This is a genomic window from Sinomonas cellulolyticus, from assembly GCF_014656475.1.
Taxonomy (GTDB): Bacteria; Actinomycetota; Actinomycetes; order Actinomycetales; family Micrococcaceae; genus Sinomonas; species Sinomonas cellulolyticus.
The window spans coordinates 220,933-241,465 of the sequence record NZ_BNCM01000002.1 but is presented as its reverse complement, the minus strand read 5'-3'; the positions used below and the strand labels follow the sequence as shown (position 1 = coordinate 241,465).

Here is a 20,533-nt window from a genome sequence, read left to right as displayed (position 1 = left end):
AGATGCCCCATACGCACAAGGTTCTCGACACCTTCATGCATGTCGCCGAGCGCGCCGGGGCGGTCTGGGGCCCTGCCTCGCACAGTGATCCCACCGCGCCCGTGGTGCACAAGCACGACGCATACGAGGAAGCCTCGGAGGCCGAGCTGAAGACCTTCGAGGTCGAGACCGATTCCGAAGGACACCACTACGCGTTCCGCCGCGACGAGAAGCCCCCGATGACGCACCACTAGCCTCGGCGGCCCCATCCGCCCTTCAGGCACGACGACGGCTGGTCACCCTCCGCGGAAGGTGGCCGGCCGTCGCTATGGTGTCAGCGGCCCGTGCCGCCGTAGACGGTGGCCTCGGAGTCGGCGTCGAGGTTGAAGGCCGAGTGGATGGCGCGGACGGCGGCGTCGAGGAGGTCTGCGCGCGTGACGACGGAGATGCGGATCTCAGAGGTCGAGATCATGTTGATGTTGATCCCGGCGTCCGAGAGGGCCTGGAAGAACGTCGCCGAGACACCCGGGTTGGAGCGCATGCCGGCGCCGATGAGGGAGAGCTTGCCGATCTCGGCGTTGTACTCGATGTCCTCGAAGCCGATCTCGTCCTGCGCGGCCTTGAGCGCGGTGAGGGCCTCGGCGCCCTCGACGATGGGCAGCGTGAAGGAGATGTCCGTCTTCCCACGGCCGAACGTCGAGATGTTCTGCACGATCATGTCCACGTTGGCGTGCGCCTTCGCGATGACCTGGAAGATGGCGGCGGCCTTGCCGGGGATGTCCGGGACGCCCACCACGGTGACCTTGGCCTCGGAGCGGTCGTGCGCGACGCCGGAGATGATGGGCTGTTCCAAGGCGACTCCCTCGCTGATCGTGATCTTGTCGTCGGGGCTGGGCATCACCCAGGTCCCCTCGTGCTGGCTGAACGAGGAGCGCACGTGCAGCGGCACCCCGAAGCGGCGCGCGTACTCGACGCAGCGCAGGTGGAGGATCTTGGCGCCGGAGGCGGCGAGCTCGAGCATCTCCTCGCTCGAGATGCGGTCGATCTTCTTGGCCGCCGGGACCACTCGGGGGTCGGCGGTGAAGACGCCGTCCACGTCCGTGTAGATCTCGCACACGTCCGCGTCCAGCGCGGCAGCCAGTGCCACCGCTGTCGTGTCGGAGCCGCCTCGCCCGAGCGTCGTGATGTCGTGCGACTCGCGGCTCACGCCCTGGAAGCCCGCCACGATCGCGATCGCGCCCTTGTCCAGCGCGGTCCGCACGCGGTGCGGGTCCACGTCGATGATGCGCGCCTTGCCGTGGATGCCGTCCGTGATCATGCCGGCCTGGGAGCCGGTGAAGGACCGGGCCTTCGCGCCGAGCTTGTTGATCGCCATCGCGAGGAGCGCCATCGAGATGCGCTCGCCGGCGGAGAGGAGCATGTCCATCTCGCGCGCGGGTGCCTCGTCGGTGATCTGGGCTGATAGGTCGAGGAGCTCGTCCGTCGTGTCGCCCATGGCGGAGACCACGACGACGACCTCGTTGCCCGCGCGCTGCGTGTCCACCACGCGCTGCGCCACCCGCTTGATGCCGGCGGCGTCCGCGACGGACGAGCCGCCGAACTTCTGGACGATCAGCTGCCGGGCGGGCACTTCGAGGGGCAACGACATGCGGGCACACTCACAGGGGGCTAGAGACTACGGGGATGGTCCCCGACAGTTTACGCCGCGCCGTCACAGGCGGAGGAATTGTGACCGCACCGCGGACGCCAGGGGAGTCTGCCCGTCAGCCCACCAGTTCGGGGTAGTGCAGCCGCGCCGTCGCGGGGTGGGCCCGCAGCCAGCCCTTGAGGACGTTCTGCCCGTAGGAGGCGAGCATGGGGTTGTCGGGGTCATCGGAGACTCCGCGCGCCTCGGCCGCGAGGTCGGCGGGGAGCTCGACCTTGTCGATGACCGCGTCCAGTCGGGGCGACCAGAAGAACGGCACGGAGTAGCGGTCCACGCCGGCCGGCGGGGCGGTGACGCGGTGGATCGTGGCCATGAGGTAGCCGTCGGTCGCGACCTCGAGCATCTCTCCGAGGTTGACCACGAGCGCGCCGGGGGTCGGCGGGACGTCGATCCATTCCTCCTGGCCGTAGGGCTGGACCTCGAGGCCTCCCACCTGGTCCTGGAGGAGGAGGGTGACGAAGCCGTAGTCGGCGTGCAGGCCCACGCCCTGCTTCCCGGCCTCGGGCACCACGCCGGTTCCCACGTAGTGCACGAGCTTGCCCATCCACGCCGGAGTGCCGTGGAACGGCTCGGCGAAGTGGTCCTCGGGAAGGCCGAGCGAGACCGAGATCGCGGCGAGCAGCTCGGCGCCCACGCCGGACATGAGCTCGGCCCACTCCATGGCGGCCTTCTCGAGGGCGGGGAACGCCGCGGGCCACTGGTTGGGGCCCTGGAGCTTCAGGTACGGCTGGTCGGCCGGGACGTCGTCGAGCGCGGGGCGCTCGGGGCCGTAGTCGATCTGCTCCCGGGCATCTGCCCTGCCGCGGGTCACCTCGGTGCCGAGCCTCGTGTAGCCGCGGAACTGGGCCGAATTCCGGTTGTCGAGGGCGAGGCGGTCCTCGAGCGGCAGGCGGAAGAACTCGGCGACCGTGTCGAGCAGCTGCTGGTCCTGGCCCGGGCGGCCGCCGTAGCCCACGATCTGGAAGAAGCCCACGTTGTGGGTCGCGTCGCGCAGCGCATCGAGGAACTCGGGGGTGAAGGTGCCGTCCGCGCCCCTCGCCGCCGAGAGGTCGAGGACCGGGATGGAGGTGCGTGCAGTGCTCATGAATCCAGCATGCGCCAGCCGACGACGGACGCTTAACAATCTGTCACAGAGGGCGTGCAGCCCTATCATTCCGCTTCCAGGTCAGCCGATCGCGCTGCGGCGTCCCTCGAACGCCCGGCCGAGCGTGACCTCGTCGGCGTATTCGAGGTCGCCGCCGACCGGCAGCCCGGAGGCCAGGCGGGTGACCTTCACGCCGATCGTCTTGAGCATCCGCGCCAGATAGGTGCTCGTCGCCTCGCCCTCGAGGTTGGGGTTGGTGGCGAGGATGACCTCCGTGACCGTCTCGTCGTTGAGCCGGGTGAGGAGCTCGCGGATGCGCAGCTGGTCCGGCCCGATGCCCGCGATCGGGTTGATCGCGCCTCCGAGCACGTGATACCTGCCTCGGTAGGCGCGCGTCCGCTCGATGGCGAGGACGTCCTTGGATTCCTCGACCACGCAGATCACGCTCGGATCCCGCCGCGTGTCGCGGCAGATGGCGCACGTGTCCTGCTCCGAGACGTTCCCGCAGATCTGGCAGAACTTGACGCGCTCCTTGACCCCCACGATCGTCGCGGCGAGCCGCTTCATGTCCTCCGCGTCCGCCTCGAGGATGTGGAAGGCGAGCCGCTGCGCGGACTTGGGGCCGATGCCGGGCAGCCGGCCGAGCTCGTCGATCAGATCCTGGACTGCGCCTTCATACACCCCACTACGCTATCGCGGCGGTATGACAGTTCCGTCCAGGCCGCGCTCCTCGACGAGCCTGCCGCCGAGGATGCGCTCCACCGCCGCGCGCCCGAACAGTGCCGAGTTCTCAATCGTCTCGTCGTCGGCGCTCGGGACGTCCTCGACGTAGGACTCCGGCGCGCGGTCCCGGCCGCCCTGGCTGGAGGGATGCTGCGCCTGGGACCGCTCAGCGGCCGCCTTCTGGCTCAGCCGCTCGTACATGCTCAGCTTCCGTCCCGGATCCTGCGGCCGCTGCGGTCCGGAGGGGATGGCGGAGGTGCGGTCCGATGGCGCGGGAGCCGGGTGCTGGGCGGCGGCCGGCTCGTACGACGGCGGTGCTGCCGCCGGCTCCCGCTCCTCTGCCTCCCCGACGCCGGGCTGCATGCGGGCCCCCGACGGGACACTGCCGCCAGCCGTGCGGACGTTGGTCTCCGTGCCGATGCTCCACACGCCGGGCGTGCTCTCCCGGGCGTATGACCACGGGTCGTCTGCGGACGCCGTCCCCGGGTGCGCCCCAGAAGCGGTGGTCCCGGCGCGGTCTCGCACGCCGGGGCGGTCGGACACATCGGAGCGGTCTCGCGCCCCGGCGCGGTCTCGCACGTCGGATTCGGGCGCCTTCGGTTCCCGGGCTGAAGGCGTCTGAGGCGACGAGGCCTCTCGCCGATCCGGCGCGCCGCGCGAGTAACTGGCGTCCTCCGGGTAGGGCTCGTCCCACTCGCCGGGCGGCTCCTCGTCCGCATAGGGGATCCCGTCGTACGGCGAGGGGGCTGGAGCTCCGAGCGTCGCAGCCGAGGCTGTGTTCTCCGCGTGAGCCGATGGCCGCCGATCCTCCGGGCCAGCCTCAGGCGTGCTGGCCTGAGTCGTGCTCGCGGGCGATTGCGCTGCCGGCCTTGGCTCGCGCTCCTCCCGCTGAGGCGCCTCCGCCTCGTGCGCGGGCGGCGCTGCGGGCACGGAGGTTGCTGCGGGCGCGGGGGTTGCTGCGGGCGCTGGGGCTGCTGCGGCAGGAGACGCCGTTGCTGCGGGCGCGAGGCCCCACGCCACGTCCGCGGCGGACGGGGCCTGGCGTGCCTCCGGTGCAGGCGCGGCAGCCCGGCTGGATGAGGGAGACAGGGGCTGAGACGGAGGCAGAGCCGATGCCTCGCGATTCTCGGGAACCGCCGTGCGGTTTCCGGCCGGCGGGGCGGCAGCGGGCACGGGGGTACCCGGGTGCGGCTCAGCCGGTGCTTTTGGGCGCTGGTCGCCCCCCGCCATCGGCGCTACAGCCGTGGGTGCGACGCCTGGGCCGTTGCCGCCCGTGACGGCATCGATCTGGCAGTCCACGCCGAGCACTGTCTGGATGGCCTTGTGCAGGTTCTGCGCGTGGTCGCCTCGCGTGAACGCGGCGGCCAGGCCGGAGGTGCCGAACGCAAGTGCGAGGGTCCGGCCATCGAAGCCCGACACCGACGCATTGGGGCCCACCAGAGCCCACGTGCTGCGCTTGACCTTCGCGAGAGTGTCCAAAATCTCCGGCCAGGCGCGGCGGAACATCTCCACGCTTCCGGCGCCGCCGGTCTGCGCCGGGGCCTGGGCGGGCGAGGCCGCGCGCGCGGGTTCGCGCCCGGACCCGGACGTCGGGTCAGGCGCCGATGTCGGTGCTGAGGGCCGGCGCTCCGGGCCGGGCGACGGTGCGTTCCGCCCCGCTATCGGCGACGCCGCAGTCCGTTCGACCGCCGGGGCTGGCGTACTCCGCTCGACGGCCGGCGACGGAGCAGTCCCCTCCGCTGCCGACGAGGCAGCATCCCCCTCAGCCGGGCCCGAGCCAGAGCTGCGCTCCATGGCCGGAGGTGGCGTCTTCCGTCCGGCGGCAGGCGACGGAGCAGTCCGCTCCGGTGCGGTGGGCGCCGCATCCCGCTCGGCCGCAGGAGACGGCGCGCTCCGCTCCGCCGCCTGCGGTGCCGTGCCGTCAGCGCCAAGCGCGCCCGCGGCGCCAGGCGCGCCCGCGGCGGCAGGCGCGCCGGCGCCGTCGTGCGCGAAGGCGAGACGCCGCTCGAGGCGGTCCACCCGGGCGGCCCACCCGCGTTCGCCCGCGTCGGCCGCCGGGAGCATGAGCCGCGCACAGAGCAGCTCGAGGTGCAGGCGGGGCGACGTCGCGCCGGTCATCTCGTTGAACGCCTCATTCGTGACGTCCGCGGCGCGGGACAGCTCCGCCGCGCCGAGATTCTGCGCCTGGACGCGCATCCGGGAGAGCTGGTCCGCGGGGACGCCCCGCAGGATCGCCTCGGCGGCGTCGGGCACGGCCTGCACGATGATGAGGTCCCGGAACCGTTCGAGGAGGTCCTCGACGAAACGGCGCGGGTCGTGGCCGGTCTGGATCACCCGGTCGACGGCGCGGAACACGGTCCCGGAATCGCCGGCCGCCATCGCGTCCACCACGTCGTCGAGCAGTGCAGCGTGCGTGTACCCGAGGAGGGCCACCGCGAGCTCGTAGTCGAGGCCCTCCGACCCGGCGCCCGCCATGAGCTGGTCCAGCACGGACAGCGAGTCGCGCACGGAACCTCCGCCGGCGCGGACCACGAGGGAGAGCACGCCGGGTGCCACCGGCACGTGCTCCGACGCGCACAGCTGCTCGAGGTAGGCCATGAGGGGCTCCGGGGGCACGAGCCGGAAAGGGTAGTGGTGCGTGCGGGACCGGATGGTGCCGATCACCTTGTCCGGCTCTGTGGTCGCGAAGATGAACTTGATGTGCTCCGGCGGCTCCTCGACGATCTTCAGGAGCGCATTGAAGCCCGCCGAGGTGACCATGTGGGCCTCGTCGATGATGAAGATCTTGTACCTGTCGCGGACGGGTGCGAACGTCGCACGCTCGCGGAGGTCGCGCGCGTCGTCGACCCCGCCGTGGCTCGCGGCGTCGATCTCGATCACGTCCAGCGATCCGGCGCCGCCGCGGGCGAGCTCCACGCAGCTCGGGCATACACCGCACGGCTCAGGGGTGGGGCCCTGCTCGCAGTTGAGGCAGCGGGCGAGGATCCGCGCCGAGGTGGTCTTGCCGCAGCCGCGCGGGCCCGAGAAGAGGTAGGCGTGGTTGACGCGGTTCTTGCGCAGCGCGGTCATGAGCGGCTCGGTGACGTGCTCCTGGCCGATCACGTCCTGGAACGTGTCCGGACGGTACCTGCGGTAGAGGGCAGCGGGAGCAGTCACGGAAAGAAACCCTACCAATCGGGGCCGGAGGGGCCCGGGTTATCCACAGGTACTAAAGGCCCCTCATGCACCCGCCAGAGCCCACTTACCCTTGCTACCTTCCGGTCCTGGGGGAGTTCAGCAGGATGACGCCACATGAGGGGCCGGGTTCCATCGTAGCGGAGATCGGCGCGTGCCTCGAACCGGGCTGCTCAGCTCCCGCTGGAGGGGCTCGGGGTGGGCGCCGGGGCGGTCGACGGCGGTGTCGTCGCCTTCGGTGTCGCCGACTTCCCCGTGCCGCCGGACGTGGCCGGCGCCTTCTGGATTGCCTGGGCAGCCTTCTGGACTGCGGCTCCGTACGTGCCGTCGAGCGCGTGGGCCTTGATCGCCTGGGCGTCCTTGGCCTCGTCACTCGCGGCGGCGCCCGCGAGCGTCCAGAGGTCCCGGCGCAGCTTCTCGGGCAGGTGCCGGAACGCGGCCGGGTAGCGGTTCACCACGGCGCGCGCCGCGGCCTGCGCGTGCTGGCCGTAGTCGGGGGTGCCGTCCTGCCGGATCACGACGGCGAGGGCCCGCCTGAGTGCGACCCGCACGCTGTGGTTCGCCGAGCCCTTCGCCGCGGAGGAGGAGCCGGGCGTCGCCGAGGGGGAGGGGGTGCCTGCCGCCGCCGGAGCCACCACGGCCGCCGGCTCCGCAGAGGCGGGGGAGGATGCCGCCGTGGCGGCTGCCCCGCCGCCCACGAGAAGTGCGGCGGCCGCCGCGCAAGCGGCACCGATCGCCCAACGGCGCCGGCGGGTGGGGACGGGAGTGGTGGACTGCTGCGGATCCATGGGAGTGCCTTTCGTCGTCATGGCACCCATGGTGCCGCCGCCGCGCAAGCACACCGTTCGGCCAATGTTCGGAGAATGTAAGGCGCGCCGCGGCACCCGGCCCCGGCCCGGCGTCGTGCGCTTCAATGAGGGGGTGGAAGAGCGCAGCACCGGCGAGGCGCGCGGGCTTGTGCTCGTGGTCGAGGACGAGGTTCCCATTGCGGACCTCGAGCGCCTGTACCTCGCCCGCGCCGGATACGGGGTGCACGTCGAGCACGACGGCGCCCAGGCACTGGCCCGGATCCGGCAGCTGAGGCCTGTGGCGATCGTCCTCGACGTGGGCCTGCCCGGCCTGGACGGGATCGAGGTCTGCCGCCGGCTGCGCGAGGACGGCGACTGGACGCCCGTGATCTTCGTGACCGCCCGGGACGACGAGGTGGACCGCGTGCTGGGCCTCGAGCTCGGCGCCGACGACTACCTGACCAAGCCGTTCTCCCCGCGCGAGCTCGTGGCCCGCGTCCGCGCGCTCCTGCGCCGGGCCGCGGGCCCAGCGGCTCCCGCTGCCCTGAGCGTGGGCCGCGTACGGCTGGACCTGGGGCGGCGCTCCGCGGAGGCGGACGGCCGCCCGGTCTCGCTGACGGCCATGGAGTTCGACCTCCTGGCCCACCTCATGTCCCAGCCGGGGCGCGTGTTCAGCCGCGAGCAGCTCCTCGCCACGGTGTGGGGCCAGGCGGACTACGGCGGGGGACGCACAGTGGACGTGCACGTGGCCCAGCTGCGCGCCAAGCTGGGCGCCGCGAGCCCCATCCGCACCACGCGCGGCATCGGGTACAGCGCCTCCTCCGAGGCGGCTGGCCCAGCCCCGGAGCCACGATGAGGCGCTGGCTCCGCTCTCTGCACGCACGCGTCACGCTCGTGATGGCGGCCGTCGCCGCCGTCGCGACCCTCGTGGCGGGCCTCGTCGGGGCGCAGCTCATCCGCTCCGCCGCCGTTGACCAGGCCCGCGCCGGGCTCGCGAGGGAGGCCACCGCACTGAGCGCCTCCGGAAGCGTCACCGACCTGACGTCCCTGCGCGAGCTCGCGTTCGGCGAGGCCGGCCGCATCGCGCTCGTCGCACCGGACGGCACCGTGACCGGGGCCGGGCGCCGGCTCGTGAGCGCCGGGGCGGTGAAGAAGGTCCTCGCGGGGCAGCCTGTCTCGCAGACCGAGATCGTGCTCGGCATCCCTGTCGTCGTGGAGGCGCGGCCCCTCGCGGCGGGCGGCGGCCTCGTGCTCGCCGAGCCCGTCTCCGCGGTAGCCCAGGCTGCCGGGCCGCTCGTGGCACGCCTCCTGTGGGCGCTGCTGATCGGGTTCGCCGCTGCGGTGCTCGGCGGAGCTGTCGTCGCCCGCTGGGTCGCGCGCCCGCTCGTGCGTCTGGCCGGGGCGGCGCGCCGGCTCGCCGCGGGGGAGCGGGGTGTGGCGGTCGACGGCGCGGGGCCGGCCGAGGTGGCGGATGTCTCCCACGCGCTCGCGGGCCTCGACGCGTCCCTGACAGCCAGTGAGTCCCGCCAGCGGGAGTTCCTCCTCTCCGTCTCGCACGAGGTGCGCACGCCCCTGACGGCGCTGCAGGGCTACGCCGAGGCCCTCGCGGACGGGGTCATCCCCGCCGAGGACGTGACCCGCGTGGGCCGGACCCTCAGCTCGGAGACGGAGCGGCTCGACCACTTCGTGCGGGACCTCCTCGAGCTGGCGCGTCTCGAGGCCGACGACTTCCGCATCGACTCCGCCCCGTTCGACGCCGCCGATCTGCTGCACGCCATGGTGGACGCCTGGCGTGGCGTCTGGGAACCGGCCGGGGTCGCGATGCGGGCGGAGGTTCCCGGGCCGCTCCCCGTGGTCACGGATGCCCGCCGGCTCCGGCAGCTCCTCGACGGGCTCGTCGAGAACGCCCTCCGAGCGGTCCCGCGGGGCGCGCCCGTGGTCCTGTCCGGGCGGCGGGGGGATGACGCGATCGTGCTCGAGGTTCGGGACGGGGGGCCGGGGCTGACGGACGACGACCTCGACCATGCCTTCGAGCGGGGCGCCCTCCAGCGCCGGTACGCGGGGGAGCGGAAGGTCGGGACCGGGCTCGGGCTCTCGATCGCGGCGCGGCTGGCGGGGCGCCTCGGTGCAGCGCTGAGCGCGGGCCGCGCGCCCGAGGGCGGCGCCCTCTTCTCCCTGCGCGTGCCTCCCGCCTGAGCGCACGACGACGCCCGGTGACGGCCGCCCGCACGGGGTGAGCGGGCGTCGTCGTCCGCCCCGATTCGGCGCACACGCCCCGGTCGGGTATTCTGGTACCTGCTCTTCACGAGCGCACCTGGAGGATTCGCCTAGCGGCCTATGGCGCACGCCTGGAACGCGTGTTGGGTTCACGCCCTCGGGGGTTCAAATCCCCCATCCTCCGCGCTGACGATGCCCCGGTCATACTGACCGGGGCATCGTCCGTTCCGAGAGCAAGAAGGCGCTGGAACCCCAAAGTCTTCCGTTGAAACATCATTTCGCCACTGGCGGAAAAATGACGAAGACCACACAATTGGATGGTTCGCCATCTACGGCGGCAGGACTGATTGGGGAGTCTGACATGGGCCGTGCTCTCGCCACCACCGTGTCCAGACTGCGCGCGCGCCTGACGGGAGCCCTCACCGTCGCCGCCGCACTGGTGGTCTTCTGCGCCGCTCCTGCGCTCGCGGGAGACGTGAGCCCGGGCAGCATCACCGCCGACCCCCATGCGGTCGTCTCGTTCTACCGCACCGACGTGGGCTCCCGGGCTGCAGGACACGTCTCCCCGGTGTACGTGGCGCAGGCGGACCTCGTCCGCCCCCAGACGGGCAAGCTGTACGCGCCCCTCACCACGCTCGTCCCCACCTCCGGCTTCGGCTACCGCACGAGCCCCCTCACCGGGCAGATCGGCGAGTTCCACTGGGGCCAGGACTTCGCCGCCGCCTGCGGCACCCCTGTCTATGCGGCCGACTCCGGTGTGGTGCGGGCGGCGGGCTGGCACCCCTGGGGCGGCGGCAACCGTGTCGAGATCGACCACGGCAACGGGCTCGTCACGACCTACAACCACATGCTCGGCGCCGCGGTGAAGACCGGCGAACCGGTCGAGGTCGGCCAGGTGGTCGGCCTCGTCGGGTCCACCGGCTCCTCGACGGGATGCCACCTGCACTTCGAGACCATCCGCGACGGCAAGTACGTGGACCCGATGACGTTCTCCTTCATCCCCATCTCCCAGAAGGACTCGCTCGGGACCGTCCAGGTCACGGACTACACGCCGAAGGACGGCAACGCGACCAACACCCGGCAGGACTGGGCCATCCCCGCCCTGGCGCAGGAGCCCACGCAGGGCGAGACGATTACCCCTGCACCGTCCGCGCCGACGCCTCCGCCGCTCGTCGACCCGACGCCCGCCGGGCCCCCCGCGGCCGCCCCCACCATCACCGGTTCGCCGAGCCCGTCGCCGTCGAGCACGACGGCGGGGCCGGCGCCGGCGGAGTCCACGTCGCCCGCGGCGTCGCCCACCCCGAGTGCCACGACCTCGCCGACCACCTCGAGCCCGAGCCCCACGGCTACGTCGAGCCCGACGCCGACAGACACCTCGAGCCCGGCGCCCACCACCTCGAGCCCGACCCCCACGCCGACCGCTAGCCCAACCGCGGACCCGACGGCCACGACCCAGTCGGCGCCCAGCACCACGACCCAGTCGGCGACTTCGGCGACGACATCGGCGACCGGGACGGCTACGACGTCGACGACGGGGACGGCGACGACCTCAACCGCCACGTGCGCGCCGGCACCGACCGCCTCGCCCACACCGACTCCTACGGCAACCTCCACAACCACCACGACCACGCACTGCTGACGTACTCGGGCTGAGGCGCTGGGCCGATGTGCAGGACGTGACCTCCAGGAGCTGACTCCTCAGTCGGAGTACGACCGGGTCAGGGTGCCCAGGCCCGCCCGACCGCTTCGAGCGCGGCGCGGTAGGCGGTTCCCCAGTCCGCATCGTCCGGGCTCATCCCGGCGAGCTCAAGGCTCACGAGCCCATGCACCTGCCCCCAGATCGCCACGGCAACGACCTCCACAGGAGCTGCGCGGAGCGAGCCTGCGGACTGCCCCGCGGCCACGGCGTCGCGCAGGGGAGCCATCGCGTCTTCCGCCACTCCCGGGTCAGGGGTGCAGCCTGCCACGGCCGCGAGGGCCCCGCCGAACATGAGCCGGTACATCGCCGGGTGTGCGAGGGCCCACTCGCGGTACGCAACCCCGAGAGACGCGAGACCCCCACCCGCCGCGGCCCGCTGCGACTCGCCGAAGGACTCGAATGCGCTGTCGAGCACGGCCGAGAGCAGCTCCGCTTTCCCTCCGAAGAGCGAGTAGACCGCCGTCGTGGATGTCCCGGCGGCGGCCGCAACCTGCCGCAGCGAGAAGCGCGCGGGCCCGTCCCGGTCCACGAGCTCGGCCGTGACGGTCAGGAGCCGCCCGCGCAGCACCGAATCGTGGAGGACGGGTCTTGCCATGGTCACAAGCATAGTCATAACATCGTTTCATAACATCGTTACGCATGGTCTAGGAGCAAGATATGGCACAGGACGTCTTCCCCGGCCGATACACAGCGACTCCCGGCGAGAGCGCGACCGTGTTCCTCATCGGCATGCGTGCCAACCGGTGGTGGAAGATCCCCACGGTGGTCAGGGTCGGGTCCGCGATGGGCCGGATGCTGGCCTACCTCTCCCGAACCCCCGAGGCCGGGATGCTCGGCTACCACCAGTGGGCGGGCCGAACCACCATCCTCGTGAGCTATTGGAAGAGTCCTGAGCACCTCCAGCGCTTCGCGGCCGACCGCGACGCGCCGCACCTGGCCCCCTGGCGCGACTTCATGCGCACCCTGGCCGGATCGGGCGAGGTCGGGGTCTGGCACGAGACGTATCAGGTGCCCGCTTCCGGCATCGAGGCCGTCTACAGCGGCATGCCGCGCTTCGGTCTCGCACGGGCGGTCGGGCACGTCCCGGTCACCGCCGGGCTCACTACGGCACGGCAGCGGCTCCGCGCCTCGCGGGCGGCCTGACGTACGACGGCGCGTGCTCGCCGTCGCGGGCCGGCACCGGCTGCTTCCTGTCGTCGGGTCAGCGCGTGAGGTCGAGCGAGCTCTCCCAGCTCCCGAGGAAGGCGAGGCCCGCGTCGTCGTGGATCACGTCGTCGCCCAGGCCCAGGAACGCCGCAGTCTGGATCTCATACGGCTTCTCGGGCACCCCGTCTGCCGGGCGCACGTCGATGTGGGTGACGGTGTGGCCGTTGTGGTGGAGCCAGTCCGCCATCGCATAGTCCGTGCGCGAGTCGCCCACCGTGTACCAGGCCTCCGGCACGATGCCGTCGCGTCGGAGCCGTTCGCAGGCCCGCGCCGCGCCGAGGTCCTTGCCGAGGCGCACCGACTCGATATCGGTGGAGATGATCGTGGGATCGACGCGGTAGTCCACCGCGTCGTCGCTGTCCGGCACGTGGTGGTCCAGCCGCGTGGCGCCCAGATCGTGCCGGGCCATGAGCGCAAGGACGTCGGAGTCGAAGCGCTCCTGCTCCGCGCGGTACTCCGCGTTCGGGACGTCCACGCGCTGCTCCACCGAGACCATGGCCTTCTTCGTCTCGTCGAAGAACATGTGGTCCGAGTACTCCGCCGCCACGAGCCGCCGGACGTCATCGGCGAAGGCGGCGGGCACGGCGAGATCGTGGTCCACGTGCACCACTCCGGCGCCCCCGGCGGTGAACGAGAACCATGTGGCGCCCTTCTCGCACACGGCGTGGACCATGAGCTCCTGCGGCATGCCCGCGGCGACCATCGGTTCCATGACCTGCTCGCGGATGAACGCGTCGGAGCGGCCGGTGTTGAAGATGATCGGGATGCCCGCGCCGCCGAGGCGGTTGAGCAGGGCGATGATCTCGGCCTTCACCGTCCGGGTCACGGGGCTCGCGATGGGGCCGTCGACGTCGAGCAGCAGGGCGAAGGGCGGGGCGGTCTCCATGCGCCCATTCTTCCATCGGGCCTCTGGGCATCTGCACGCGTAACCGTTTGGCCACAATGGGCCCTCGCGGGCTGCACGGCCCCCCGCCGAGTGCAGCTCGAGCCTAGGCTTGAGGCGTGATTTTCAAAGCGGTGGGCGACGGGCGCCCCTACCCGGATCATGGCTATACCACGCCGAAGGACTGGGCCTCGCTGCCGCCGCGGCCGGTCCGGCTCGACGAGCTCGTCACGACCAAGCGGACCCTCGACCTCGAGGCGCTCCTCGCCGAGGACTCGACCTTCTTCGGCGACCTCTTCCCCCACGTGGTGCAGTACAAGGGCGTGCTGTACCTCGAGGACGGGCTCCACCGGGCAGTGCGCACGGCACTCCACCAGCGCACGGCCATCCACGCCCGCGTCCTCGACCTCGACGCGTGAGGCAGCGATGGCCCGCAAGCCCCAGGACCTGACCACGTACCACGGGCACCATGTGGTCAACGGCATCGAGCTCCGAACGCAGTTCGAGGAGGAGCCCGACGAGCGGGACCTCCGCCGTCGCCGGGCGCGCAGGATCAGGCACGCTCTGGCGATCTGCCTCCTCGGCCTGCTCCTCTTCGGAGGCATCGGCATGGCATGGGCGGTCCTCACGGGCCGCGTCACGGTCCCCCAGCCCGGCGGCAAGCAGGAGCTCGCGGCGAGCTGCCCCACGGGCACCTTCGACTACCTCCCCAACCCGAGCGTGACCGTCAATGTGCTCAACGCGGCGGGGAAGGAGGGCCTCGCCGCGCAGATCGCGCAGCAGCTCGGGGCCCGCAAGTTCGCCGTGAAGACCGTGGGCAACGAGCGGACCTCCGTCGACGCCGCCGCGGTCATCCGAGGAGGCCTCGCCGGGGAGGCGGCGGCCTTCACGCTCCAGCGGAACGTGCCGGGCAGCATCTACGTCCAGGACGGCCGCTCGGATGCGACCGTGGACCTGGTCCTCGGCCCCACGTTCCAGGCGCTCACCGACCCCGCCCTCGTCGACCAGACGCCCGGGCAGATCGCCTGCGCCCTCCCCAGCGCGACGGCGGCCCCCGCCCGCTGAGCGGGAATGCACGGCCATTCGTCCCGTGGATGGTTCCCCAGCCCCTGGGACCGCATGGCCCCGGCGATCGCCTAGCGCCGGACGGGCCGGCCCTCGTCGTCGAAGCGCGCACCGACGCCGAGCTGGATGAAGCGCACGGTGGCGTCCGTGCGGCGGGCCGTGTCGGCGTCGTGCGCCGAGGCCGCATCCTCGCCGCGCCCGCGGTCCGCGCTGGCCGTGAGCGAGCCGTGCACGAGCCCGACCAGCTCATCCACATTCGCCTGCGGGAGGTAGCCCTGATCCATCGCGTCCCGCAGGATCGCCGTCAGCAGCGCGTTCAGCTCGCCCACGTGGTCGCCGAGCTTCGCGAAGGACTGCGCGGAGAGCACTGCCCGCATGGCGGGCCCCGGGGGGAGGTGGCGGCGCGAGAGGTCCTCGACCTGTGCCCGGATGTAGACAGCGAGGCGGTCGATCGGGTTTGCGAGGTCCGCGAGCCGCGACTTGAGCTCCGTGAGGAAGCGGCCCGTCTCGTCCAAGGCGTAGCCGATGAGGAGCTCTTCCATGTCCGCGTAATAGTTGTACACGGCCGTGCGCCCCACGCCGGCCTGCCGGGCCACGTCGGTCATCGTCAGGCCCGGGAGGCCCTGCGTGAAGAGCAGCTGCCCGAAGGCGTCGAGGATGCGGCGCTGGGTCAGTGCGCGCTGCGCTGCGTTCGTCTCGGCCTGGATGCGGGGCATATGCCCATTTTAGGTCGATGTGTCACCAAACAGGCTGGAGCAGCGTGTCCGAACATGACTCTCACATTGACACCCCCCGGTGATCTGTCCCACACTGAACCAGTCGCGGCCGGGTTCGCGGCGTACAAGTGAACACGCTGACCATCCGCTGCGGGAGAACCCTGCCACTGCCGCAGGTGCCGTAGGAGCAACTCCTCCCCAGGAATCTCTCAGGCCCACGTACCGCCGCGGACAGGCAACTCTGGAAAGCAGCCCGGACCACGGGCTCACCGACGGTGCAAGCGACCCGCCACAGCGGGAAGCGGAATCTCTCAGGTCCATGACAGAGCGGGGAGGATCCCAATCATCGCGGCACACCGACGTGCCGCAGGACGGTGGAGACCCCCATGACGACAAACCCCCCGGGGACCGCGCTCAACGAGGCGCAGCCCCACCTCGACAGGCAGCTCAGCAACCGGCATATCCAGCTCATCGCCATCGGCGGCGCGATCGGCACAGGCCTCTTCATGGGGTCGGGCAAGACCATCTCCGCGGCCGGCCCCTCCGTGATCTTCGTGTACATGATCATCGGCTTCATGCTGTTCTTCGTCATGCGCGCCATGGGGGAGCTGCTCCTGTCCAACCTCCACTACAAGTCCTTCGGCGACTTCGCGGCGGATCTCCTCGGGCCGTGGGCGGGCTTTTTCACCGGCTGGACGTACTGGTTCTGCTGGGTGGTCACCGGCATTGCGGACGTCGTGGCGATCGCCGGGTACGCGCAGGAGCTCATCCCCGGGATTCCGGTGTGGGTCCCCGGCCTGATCACCATCGCGATCCTCCTGCTGCTGAACCTCACCGCTGTCCGGGCCTTCGGCGAGACCGAGTTCTGGTTCGCCCTCATCAAGATCGTCGCGATCGTGGCCCTCATCATCACCGGCCTGGTCATGATCTTCACGGGCTTCTCCTCCGACTCGGGACCGGCTGCCTTCACGAACCTCTGGTCCCACGGCGGCTTCTTCCCGCACGAGTTCATGGGCTTCGTGGCCGGCTTCCAGATCGCCGTGTTCGCGTTCGTGGGCATCGAGCTCGTCGGCACCACCGCCGCCGAGGCGAAGGACCCCGAGAAGAACCTCCCCAAGGCCATCAACTCGATTCCGATCCGCGTCCTCCTCTTCTACGTGGGCGCCCTCGTGATCCTCATGTCCGTCATCCCGTGGACGCAGTTCGCCGCCGGCCACAGCCCGTTCATCGCGATGTTCTCCCTCGCCGGACTCGGCGCGGCCGCGACGATCGTCAACCTCGTGGTCCTCACCTCCGCGATGTCGAGCGCCAACTCGGGCATCTACTCGACGTCCCGCATGGTCTACGGCCTGGCCCAGGAGGGCGACGCACCGGCGGTCTTCTCCCGCCTGTCCCGGCGCAGGGTCCCCCAGAACGCCCTGTTCCTCTCGTGCGTCCTGCTCCTCTCCGGCATCGTGCTCCTCTATGCGGGGCAGGACATCGGCAAGGCGTTCGACATGGTCACGACCGTCTCGGCCGTGTGCTTCATCTTCGTCTGGTCCATCATCCTCGTCAGCTACCTCGTGTTCCGGCGCCGCCGCCAGCGCGCCCACGAGGAGTCGGTGTTCAAGATGCCCGGCGGGGTGCCCATGGTCTGGGTCGTGTTCGCCTTCTTCGTGTTCGTCCTGTGGACCCTGACCACCCAGCCGGACACGTTCCTCGCTCTGGCCGTCACGCCCGTGTGGTTCATCGTCCTCGGCATCGCCTGGGCGGTCATGCGCCGCCGCCCCGCCCACGTGGCACGCTACGAGGCCTTCCGCCGCGACCTCGCGGAGGAGGCCGCCCTCGAGGAGGCGGCCCGCAAGGAGTCCGCCCGCACCGCCGATCGCGCCCAGTGAGAGCGGCGGCGACCTAGCCCCCTGAGGCACCACCCGGCGTCGTCCGCCGGCTCCCTCATCATGCCTTCGATACGGCCTTGGGCACCGCCCGGCCAGACCCTGGAGTCAATCATGTCCGTCCAGTCCATCCAGCACGCCGCCGACGCGGGCGAGGCCCGCCTCGGCACCCGCCTCCCCGTCCGGCTCGAGATCGTCCCGACCGAGGACATCCTCCCTGCCGTCGCCACGAGAGTGCCCGAGGGGACAGCCCTGAGCGTGACCTGCCTGCCGCGCCACGGCGTCCACGCGACCACCGAGGCCTCGCTGCGGCTCGCCGGCCTCGGCTACCGCGTGGTCCCGCACCTCGCCGCCCGCGGGATCGCGGACCGGGCCCGGCTCGCCCGCGCCCTTCGCGCTTTCGAGACGGCCGGGATCACCGAGGTGTTCGCGATCGGCGGCGACGCTCCCCAGCCCGCGGGGCCCTACGCCAACGCCCTCGCACTCATGGAAGACGTTGCCGAGCTCACGGGCGGCAGGATCGCGATCGGCGTCGCGGGCTACCCCGAGGGGCACCCGTCGCTGGGTCCCGTCGAGGTCCTCGACGCCCTCCTGGAGAAGCAGCACCTCGCCTCGAGCCTCGTGACGCAGATGTGCTTCTCGGCCTCGGCCATCGGGGACTACGTCTCGCTCCTGCGGACCGAGGGAGTCGAGCTGCCCGTGTGGGCCGGCGTGACCGGACCGGTGGGCCGGGCGCGCCTCATCTCCCTCGCCACCCGGATCGGCGTGGGCCCGTCGCTGAAGTTCATCACGCGCAAGGGCCCGCTCGCTCGCCGGATCCTCCGCGCCGACGCGTACTCGTCCGAGGCGCTCGTGCGGGACCTCTCGGCGCCGCGCAGGGGCCTGACAGGCATCCACCTCTTCACGTTCAACAACCTCGACCTGCCCGAGTTCGCCTTCACCGGGAAGGGGCGGTGAGCGTGCAGGCCGTCGCCGTGCGCCCGTGGCTGGGGCTGCGCCGCGGGGTCCTCGTGCGGATCAAGGCAGACGGGCGGTATCTCGGGGAGGGCACGGTGGACGGGCTCAGCCGCGACGGCTCGACCCTCTGGGTCCAGTTCGGCGGCGTCGAGGGGCGCCGGATGTTCCAGCGCACCGACGACGTGCAGATCGGGCTCGCCCGCCGCGCGCACCCTGTGCGGTAGCACTCCCAGTTCAGGCGGGCGCACGACGGCGGGCACCCGGCGGCCGTCGTGCGCCCGCCTCCTGCGCAGGTCCTGGGTTCGGGCCCGACTCAGCCCTGGTTGCTGAAGGCGGCGTCGAAGGAAGCGGTGGAGGGGCCGAAGTCGAACTTCTTCAGCGCCGCGAGGGCCTCCGGCGCGCCCTGGAGGCGGTCCATTCCCGCGTCCTCCCACTCCACGGAGATGGGCCCGTCGTAGCCGATCGCGGTGAGGGCGCGGAAGCAGTCCTCCCAGGGGACGTCGCCGCGGCCGGCGGAGACGAAGTCCCATCCCCGGCGCGGGTCGCCCCACGGCAGGTGGGAGGAGAGGATCCCGGAGCGGCCGTTGCCCATGCGCATCCTGGTGTCCTTGCAGTCCACGTGGTAGATCCTCTCGGCGAAGTCCGTGATGAACGCGACGGGGTCCAGGCCCTGCCACATCATGTGGGACGGGTCCCAGTTCAGGCCGAAGGCCTCGCGGTGGCCGATGGCCTCGAGGGCGCGCTGTGTGGTGACGTAGTCGTAGGCGATCTCGGAGGGGTGGACCTCGTGGGCGAACCGCACCCCGCACTCGTCGAAGACGTCCAGGATGGGGTTCCACCGGTCGGCGAAGTCTTCGTATCCGGCGTCGATCACGGTCGCGGGCACGGGCGGGAACATCGCGACGTACTTCCAGATCGAGGAGCCGGTGAAGCCCACCACGGTCTTCACTCCGAGGGCCCTGGCGAGCCGGGCGGTGTCCTTCAGGTCCTCCGCGGCGCGCTGCCTGACCCCCTCGGGGTCGCCGTCGCCCCACACCCGGGAGCCCACGATGTCCCGGTGGCGGAAGTCGATGGGGTCGTCGCACACCGCCTGTCCTTTGAGGTGGTTCGAGATCGCGAACACCGCCAGGCCGTGCCGGTCGAGGATGCCGAGCCGGTCGTCGATGTACGCCTGGTCGTTCCACCGGGAGGCGTCGAGGTGCTCGCCGGAGACCGCGATCTCGAGGCCGTCATAGCCCCAGCCCGCGGCGAGGCCGGCGACCTCCTCGAGGGTCAGGTCCGCCCACTGGCCGGTGAACAGGGTGAACGGGCGCGGCATGGGTCTCCTCCTTGGCAGGCGGGTCAGAGCGGCACGATCGCGGAACGGGCGGCGGCCGACTCCTCGACGGCGGCGAGGACCCGCTGCACCTGCAGGCCCTCCTCGAACGACGGCGAGGGGTCCCCTCCGTCGCGGATCGCGGCAAGGAAGTCACGCACCTCATGGGTGAAGGCGTGCTCCCACCCGATCACGTGGCCCGGGGGCCACCACGCGTCCATGTAGGGATGGCCCGGTTCCGTCACGACGATCCGGCGGAAGCCGGCCTCCTCGGCCGGGACGGAACCGTCGTGGAAGTCGAGCTCGGATGGACGCTCGAGGTCGAACGCGAGGGCGCCGCCCGTGCCGTAGGCCTCGATCCGCAGCGAGTTCTTCCGCCCCGTCGCCACGCGCGAGACCTCGACCGAGGCGATGGCCCCGGAGCCGAGGGACAGCGTGGCCCACGCGGCGTCGTCGACCGTCACGTCCTCCGGCCCGTCGGGGCCCGGGCGCCGTTCCACGAAGGTGTGCAGCCGCCCCGAGACCTCCACGACGGCGTCGCCGGTGAGGAACTGCACCTGGTCGATGGCGTGCGAGGCGATGTCCCCGAGCGCCCCCGATCCGGCGGACTCCTTGCGAAGGCGCCACGTCATCGGCGTCTGGGCGTCGGCGAGCCAGTCCTGGAGGTAGGAGGCGCGGACCTCGCGGACGGCGCCGAGCCGCCCCTCGGCGATGAGGCGCTGCGCGTAGGCCAGCGCGGGGACCCTCCGGTAGGTGAAGCCGACCATGGAGACGACGCCTTGAGCGCGCGCCTCCCGCGCGGCCGCGGCCATCCGCTCCGCCTCCTCGACCGTGTTCGCCAGCGGCTTCTCGACCAGCACGTGCTTGCCCGCTCGGAGCGCCGCCACCGCGATGTCCGCGTGCAGCCACCCCGGGACGCAGATGTCCACGATGTCGATATCATCGCGGGCGACCACCTCGCGCCAGTCCGTTGCGGCCTCAGCCCACCCATACCGGGCCGCCGCGGCGGCCGCCTGCCCGGCATGGCGCCCCACGAGCACCCTCTGCTCGATGGCGGGCACGTCGAAGAACGCCCCGACAGTGCGCCACGCGTGCGAGTGCGCCTTGCCCATGAACGCGTAGCCGATCATCGCCACCCGCAGCGGACC

The 20,533-nt window shown here is 71.6% G+C and carries 20 protein-coding genes, 1 tRNA gene, 1 other RNA gene and 2 riboswitches; of the genes, 11 read left to right on the top strand and 11 right to left on the bottom strand.

The genetic code is table 11. The annotated features are described in order from the left end of the window. Nucleotides 1–2: 2 nt before the first annotated feature. Nucleotides 3–233 carry a hypothetical protein gene (locus IE231_RS03295; RefSeq protein WP_189692518.1) on the top strand — a complete coding sequence of 77 codons (231 nt, stop codon included), beginning with the start codon at nucleotides 3–5 and terminating at the stop codon, nucleotides 231–233. An 80-nt stretch (nucleotides 234–313) separates the two neighbouring features. On the opposite strand, the gene IE231_RS03290 is transcribed toward IE231_RS03295, so the two are convergent. From IE231_RS03290 to IE231_RS03265, 6 genes are all read right to left on the bottom strand, one after another. Then, the gene (locus tag IE231_RS03290) at nucleotides 314–1,627 is read right to left on the bottom strand and encodes an aspartate kinase (RefSeq protein ID WP_189692517.1); all 1,314 of its coding nucleotides are present in this window, start codon (nucleotides 1,625–1,627) and stop codon (nucleotides 314–316) included. 115 nt (nucleotides 1,628–1,742) lie between these two features. After that, the gene (locus tag IE231_RS03285) at nucleotides 1,743–2,768 is read right to left on the bottom strand and encodes an isopenicillin N synthase family dioxygenase (protein ID WP_189692516.1); all 1,026 of its coding nucleotides are present in this window, start codon (nucleotides 2,766–2,768) and stop codon (nucleotides 1,743–1,745) included. Between the two features lie 81 nt (nucleotides 2,769–2,849). After that, on the bottom strand, nucleotides 2,850–3,449 hold the full coding sequence (recR, locus tag IE231_RS03280) for a recombination mediator RecR (protein ID WP_189692515.1): 600 nt from the start codon (nucleotides 3,447–3,449) through the stop codon (nucleotides 2,850–2,852). Between the two features lie 9 nt (nucleotides 3,450–3,458). Further along, nucleotides 3,459–6,647, bottom strand: a complete 3,189-nt coding sequence (locus IE231_RS03275) for a DNA polymerase III subunit gamma and tau (RefSeq protein WP_189692514.1) — start codon at nucleotides 6,645–6,647, stop codon at nucleotides 3,459–3,461. Between the two features lie 51 nt (nucleotides 6,648–6,698). After that, nucleotides 6,699–6,795: signal recognition particle sRNA small type (gene ffs, locus IE231_RS03270), an RNA gene on the bottom strand. Between the two features lie 43 nt (nucleotides 6,796–6,838). Then, a complete protein-coding gene (locus tag IE231_RS03265; protein ID WP_189692513.1) occupies nucleotides 6,839–7,474 on the bottom strand; it encodes a hypothetical protein in 636 nt (211 codons plus the stop codon). A 112-nt stretch (nucleotides 7,475–7,586) separates the two neighbouring features. Here IE231_RS03265 and IE231_RS03260 point away from each other — a divergent pair, with 112 nt between their 5' ends. The 4 genes from IE231_RS03260 (at nucleotide 7,587) to IE231_RS18170 (ending at nucleotide 11,309) form a co-directional block, all read left to right on the top strand. Further along, complete coding sequence (locus tag IE231_RS03260) at nucleotides 7,587–8,309, top strand: response regulator transcription factor (RefSeq protein WP_229866464.1); 723 nt, start codon at nucleotides 7,587–7,589, stop codon at nucleotides 8,307–8,309. Continuing rightward, on the top strand, nucleotides 8,306–9,649 hold the full coding sequence (locus IE231_RS03255) for a sensor histidine kinase (RefSeq protein WP_189692511.1): 1,344 nt from the start codon (nucleotides 8,306–8,308) through the stop codon (nucleotides 9,647–9,649). Before IE231_RS03260 ends, IE231_RS03255 begins: the two co-directional genes overlap by 4 nt. Nucleotides 9,650–9,769: 120 nt before the next feature. Further along, nucleotides 9,770–9,854, top strand: a tRNA-Ser gene (locus IE231_RS03250). A gap of 177 nt (nucleotides 9,855–10,031) precedes the next feature. Beyond that, nucleotides 10,032–11,309, top strand: coding sequence for a M23 family metallopeptidase (locus tag IE231_RS18170; RefSeq protein ID WP_201896921.1), 1,278 nt, complete (start codon nucleotides 10,032–10,034; stop codon nucleotides 11,307–11,309). Nucleotides 11,310–11,388: 79 nt separating this feature from the next. Here IE231_RS18170 and IE231_RS03240 read toward each other — a convergent pair whose 3' ends face one another. Next, the gene (locus tag IE231_RS03240; RefSeq protein ID WP_189692510.1) at nucleotides 11,389–11,964 is read right to left on the bottom strand and encodes a TetR-like C-terminal domain-containing protein; all 576 of its coding nucleotides are present in this window, start codon (nucleotides 11,962–11,964) and stop codon (nucleotides 11,389–11,391) included. Nucleotides 11,965–12,026: 62 nt separating this feature from the next. On the opposite strand from IE231_RS03240, the gene IE231_RS03235 reads away from it, so the two are divergent. Next, nucleotides 12,027–12,512 (top strand): DUF4188 domain-containing protein, encoded by a 486-nt coding sequence (locus IE231_RS03235; RefSeq protein ID WP_189692509.1) that lies wholly within the window; start codon nucleotides 12,027–12,029, stop codon nucleotides 12,510–12,512. Between the two features lie 58 nt (nucleotides 12,513–12,570). On the opposite strand, the gene IE231_RS03230 is transcribed toward IE231_RS03235, so the two are convergent. After that, nucleotides 12,571–13,461 (bottom strand): Cof-type HAD-IIB family hydrolase, encoded by an 891-nt coding sequence (locus tag IE231_RS03230; protein ID WP_189692508.1) that lies wholly within the window; start codon nucleotides 13,459–13,461, stop codon nucleotides 12,571–12,573. 116 nt (nucleotides 13,462–13,577) lie between these two features. On the opposite strand from IE231_RS03230, the gene IE231_RS03225 reads away from it, so the two are divergent. Both IE231_RS03225 and IE231_RS03220 read left to right on the top strand, forming a co-directional pair. Then, entirely contained in the window at nucleotides 13,578–13,877 is a 300-nt protein-coding gene (locus IE231_RS03225) for a type II toxin-antitoxin system VapB family antitoxin (protein ID WP_189692507.1), read from the top strand. A gap of 7 nt (nucleotides 13,878–13,884) precedes the next feature. Continuing rightward, nucleotides 13,885–14,523 (top strand): LytR C-terminal domain-containing protein, encoded by a 639-nt coding sequence (locus IE231_RS03220; protein ID WP_189692506.1) that lies wholly within the window; start codon nucleotides 13,885–13,887, stop codon nucleotides 14,521–14,523. Between the two features lie 71 nt (nucleotides 14,524–14,594). Here IE231_RS03220 and IE231_RS03215 read toward each other — a convergent pair whose 3' ends face one another. Next, entirely contained in the window at nucleotides 14,595–15,239 is a 645-nt protein-coding gene (locus tag IE231_RS03215; protein WP_189692505.1) for a TetR/AcrR family transcriptional regulator, read from the bottom strand. A gap of 141 nt (nucleotides 15,240–15,380) precedes the next feature. After that, nucleotides 15,381–15,474, top strand: a riboswitch (glycine riboswitch). Next, a riboswitch (glycine riboswitch) is annotated at nucleotides 15,475–15,575 on the top strand. It begins immediately after the preceding riboswitch. 50 nt (nucleotides 15,576–15,625) lie between these two features. On the opposite strand from IE231_RS03215, the gene cycA reads away from it, so the two are divergent. The 3 genes from cycA to IE231_RS03200 all read left to right on the top strand — a co-directional run bounded on the left by cycA (nucleotide 15,626) and on the right by IE231_RS03200 (nucleotide 18,294). Beyond that, on the top strand, nucleotides 15,626–17,116 hold the full coding sequence (cycA, locus tag IE231_RS03210; protein ID WP_189692504.1) for a D-serine/D-alanine/glycine transporter: 1,491 nt from the start codon (nucleotides 15,626–15,628) through the stop codon (nucleotides 17,114–17,116). A 111-nt stretch (nucleotides 17,117–17,227) separates the two neighbouring features. Beyond that, nucleotides 17,228–18,070: a methylenetetrahydrofolate reductase gene (locus IE231_RS03205; protein ID WP_189692503.1), complete on the top strand. Its 843-nt coding sequence runs from the start codon at nucleotides 17,228–17,230 to the stop codon at nucleotides 18,068–18,070. Next, nucleotides 18,067–18,294: a hypothetical protein gene (locus tag IE231_RS03200; protein WP_189692502.1), complete on the top strand. Its 228-nt coding sequence runs from the start codon at nucleotides 18,067–18,069 to the stop codon at nucleotides 18,292–18,294. Before IE231_RS03205 ends, IE231_RS03200 begins: the two co-directional genes overlap by 4 nt. A gap of 89 nt (nucleotides 18,295–18,383) precedes the next feature. Here the strand turns inward: IE231_RS03200 and IE231_RS03195 are convergent, their stop codons facing one another. Beyond that, nucleotides 18,384–19,388: a sugar phosphate isomerase/epimerase family protein gene (locus IE231_RS03195; protein ID WP_189692501.1), complete on the bottom strand. Its 1,005-nt coding sequence runs from the start codon at nucleotides 19,386–19,388 to the stop codon at nucleotides 18,384–18,386. A 23-nt stretch (nucleotides 19,389–19,411) separates the two neighbouring features. After that, entirely contained in the window at nucleotides 19,412–20,515 is a 1,104-nt protein-coding gene (locus tag IE231_RS03190; RefSeq protein ID WP_189692661.1) for a Gfo/Idh/MocA family protein, read from the bottom strand. Nucleotides 20,516–20,533 lie beyond the last annotated feature (18 nt).

What these genes read in the sequence shown, in the direction of transcription:
- IE231_RS03265 (WP_189692513.1), bottom strand. Translation starts at nt 7,474, where the DNA reads ATGACGACGAAAGGCACTCCCATGGATCCGCAGCAGTCCACCACTCCC.
- IE231_RS03220 (WP_189692506.1), top strand. Translation starts at nt 13,885, where the DNA reads ATGGCCCGCAAGCCCCAGGACCTGACCACGTACCACGGGCACCATGTG.
- IE231_RS18170 (WP_201896921.1), top strand. Translation starts at nt 10,032, where the DNA reads ATGGGCCGTGCTCTCGCCACCACCGTGTCCAGACTGCGCGCGCGCCTG.
- IE231_RS03285 (WP_189692516.1), bottom strand. Translation starts at nt 2,768, where the DNA reads ATGAGCACTGCACGCACCTCCATCCCGGTCCTCGACCTCTCGGCGGCG.
- IE231_RS03235 (WP_189692509.1), top strand. Translation starts at nt 12,027, where the DNA reads ATGGCACAGGACGTCTTCCCCGGCCGATACACAGCGACTCCCGGCGAG.
- IE231_RS03195 (WP_189692501.1), bottom strand. Translation starts at nt 19,388, where the DNA reads ATGCCGCGCCCGTTCACCCTGTTCACCGGCCAGTGGGCGGACCTGACC.
- IE231_RS03240 (WP_189692510.1), bottom strand. Translation starts at nt 11,964, where the DNA reads ATGGCAAGACCCGTCCTCCACGATTCGGTGCTGCGCGGGCGGCTCCTG.
- IE231_RS03255 (WP_189692511.1), top strand. Translation starts at nt 8,306, where the DNA reads ATGAGGCGCTGGCTCCGCTCTCTGCACGCACGCGTCACGCTCGTGATG.
- IE231_RS03230 (WP_189692508.1), bottom strand. Translation starts at nt 13,461, where the DNA reads ATGGAGACCGCCCCGCCCTTCGCCCTGCTGCTCGACGTCGACGGCCCC.
- IE231_RS03190 (WP_189692661.1), bottom strand. Translation starts at nt 20,515, where the DNA reads ATGATCGGCTACGCGTTCATGGGCAAGGCGCACTCGCACGCGTGGCGC.
- cycA (WP_189692504.1), top strand. Translation starts at nt 15,626, where the DNA reads ATGACGACAAACCCCCCGGGGACCGCGCTCAACGAGGCGCAGCCCCAC.
- IE231_RS03215 (WP_189692505.1), bottom strand. Translation starts at nt 15,239, where the DNA reads ATGCCCCGCATCCAGGCCGAGACGAACGCAGCGCAGCGCGCACTGACC.
- IE231_RS03290 (WP_189692517.1), bottom strand. Translation starts at nt 1,627, where the DNA reads ATGTCGTTGCCCCTCGAAGTGCCCGCCCGGCAGCTGATCGTCCAGAAG.
- IE231_RS03205 (WP_189692503.1), top strand. Translation starts at nt 17,228, where the DNA reads ATGTCCGTCCAGTCCATCCAGCACGCCGCCGACGCGGGCGAGGCCCGC.
- IE231_RS03295 (WP_189692518.1), top strand. Translation starts at nt 3, where the DNA reads ATGCCCCATACGCACAAGGTTCTCGACACCTTCATGCATGTCGCCGAG.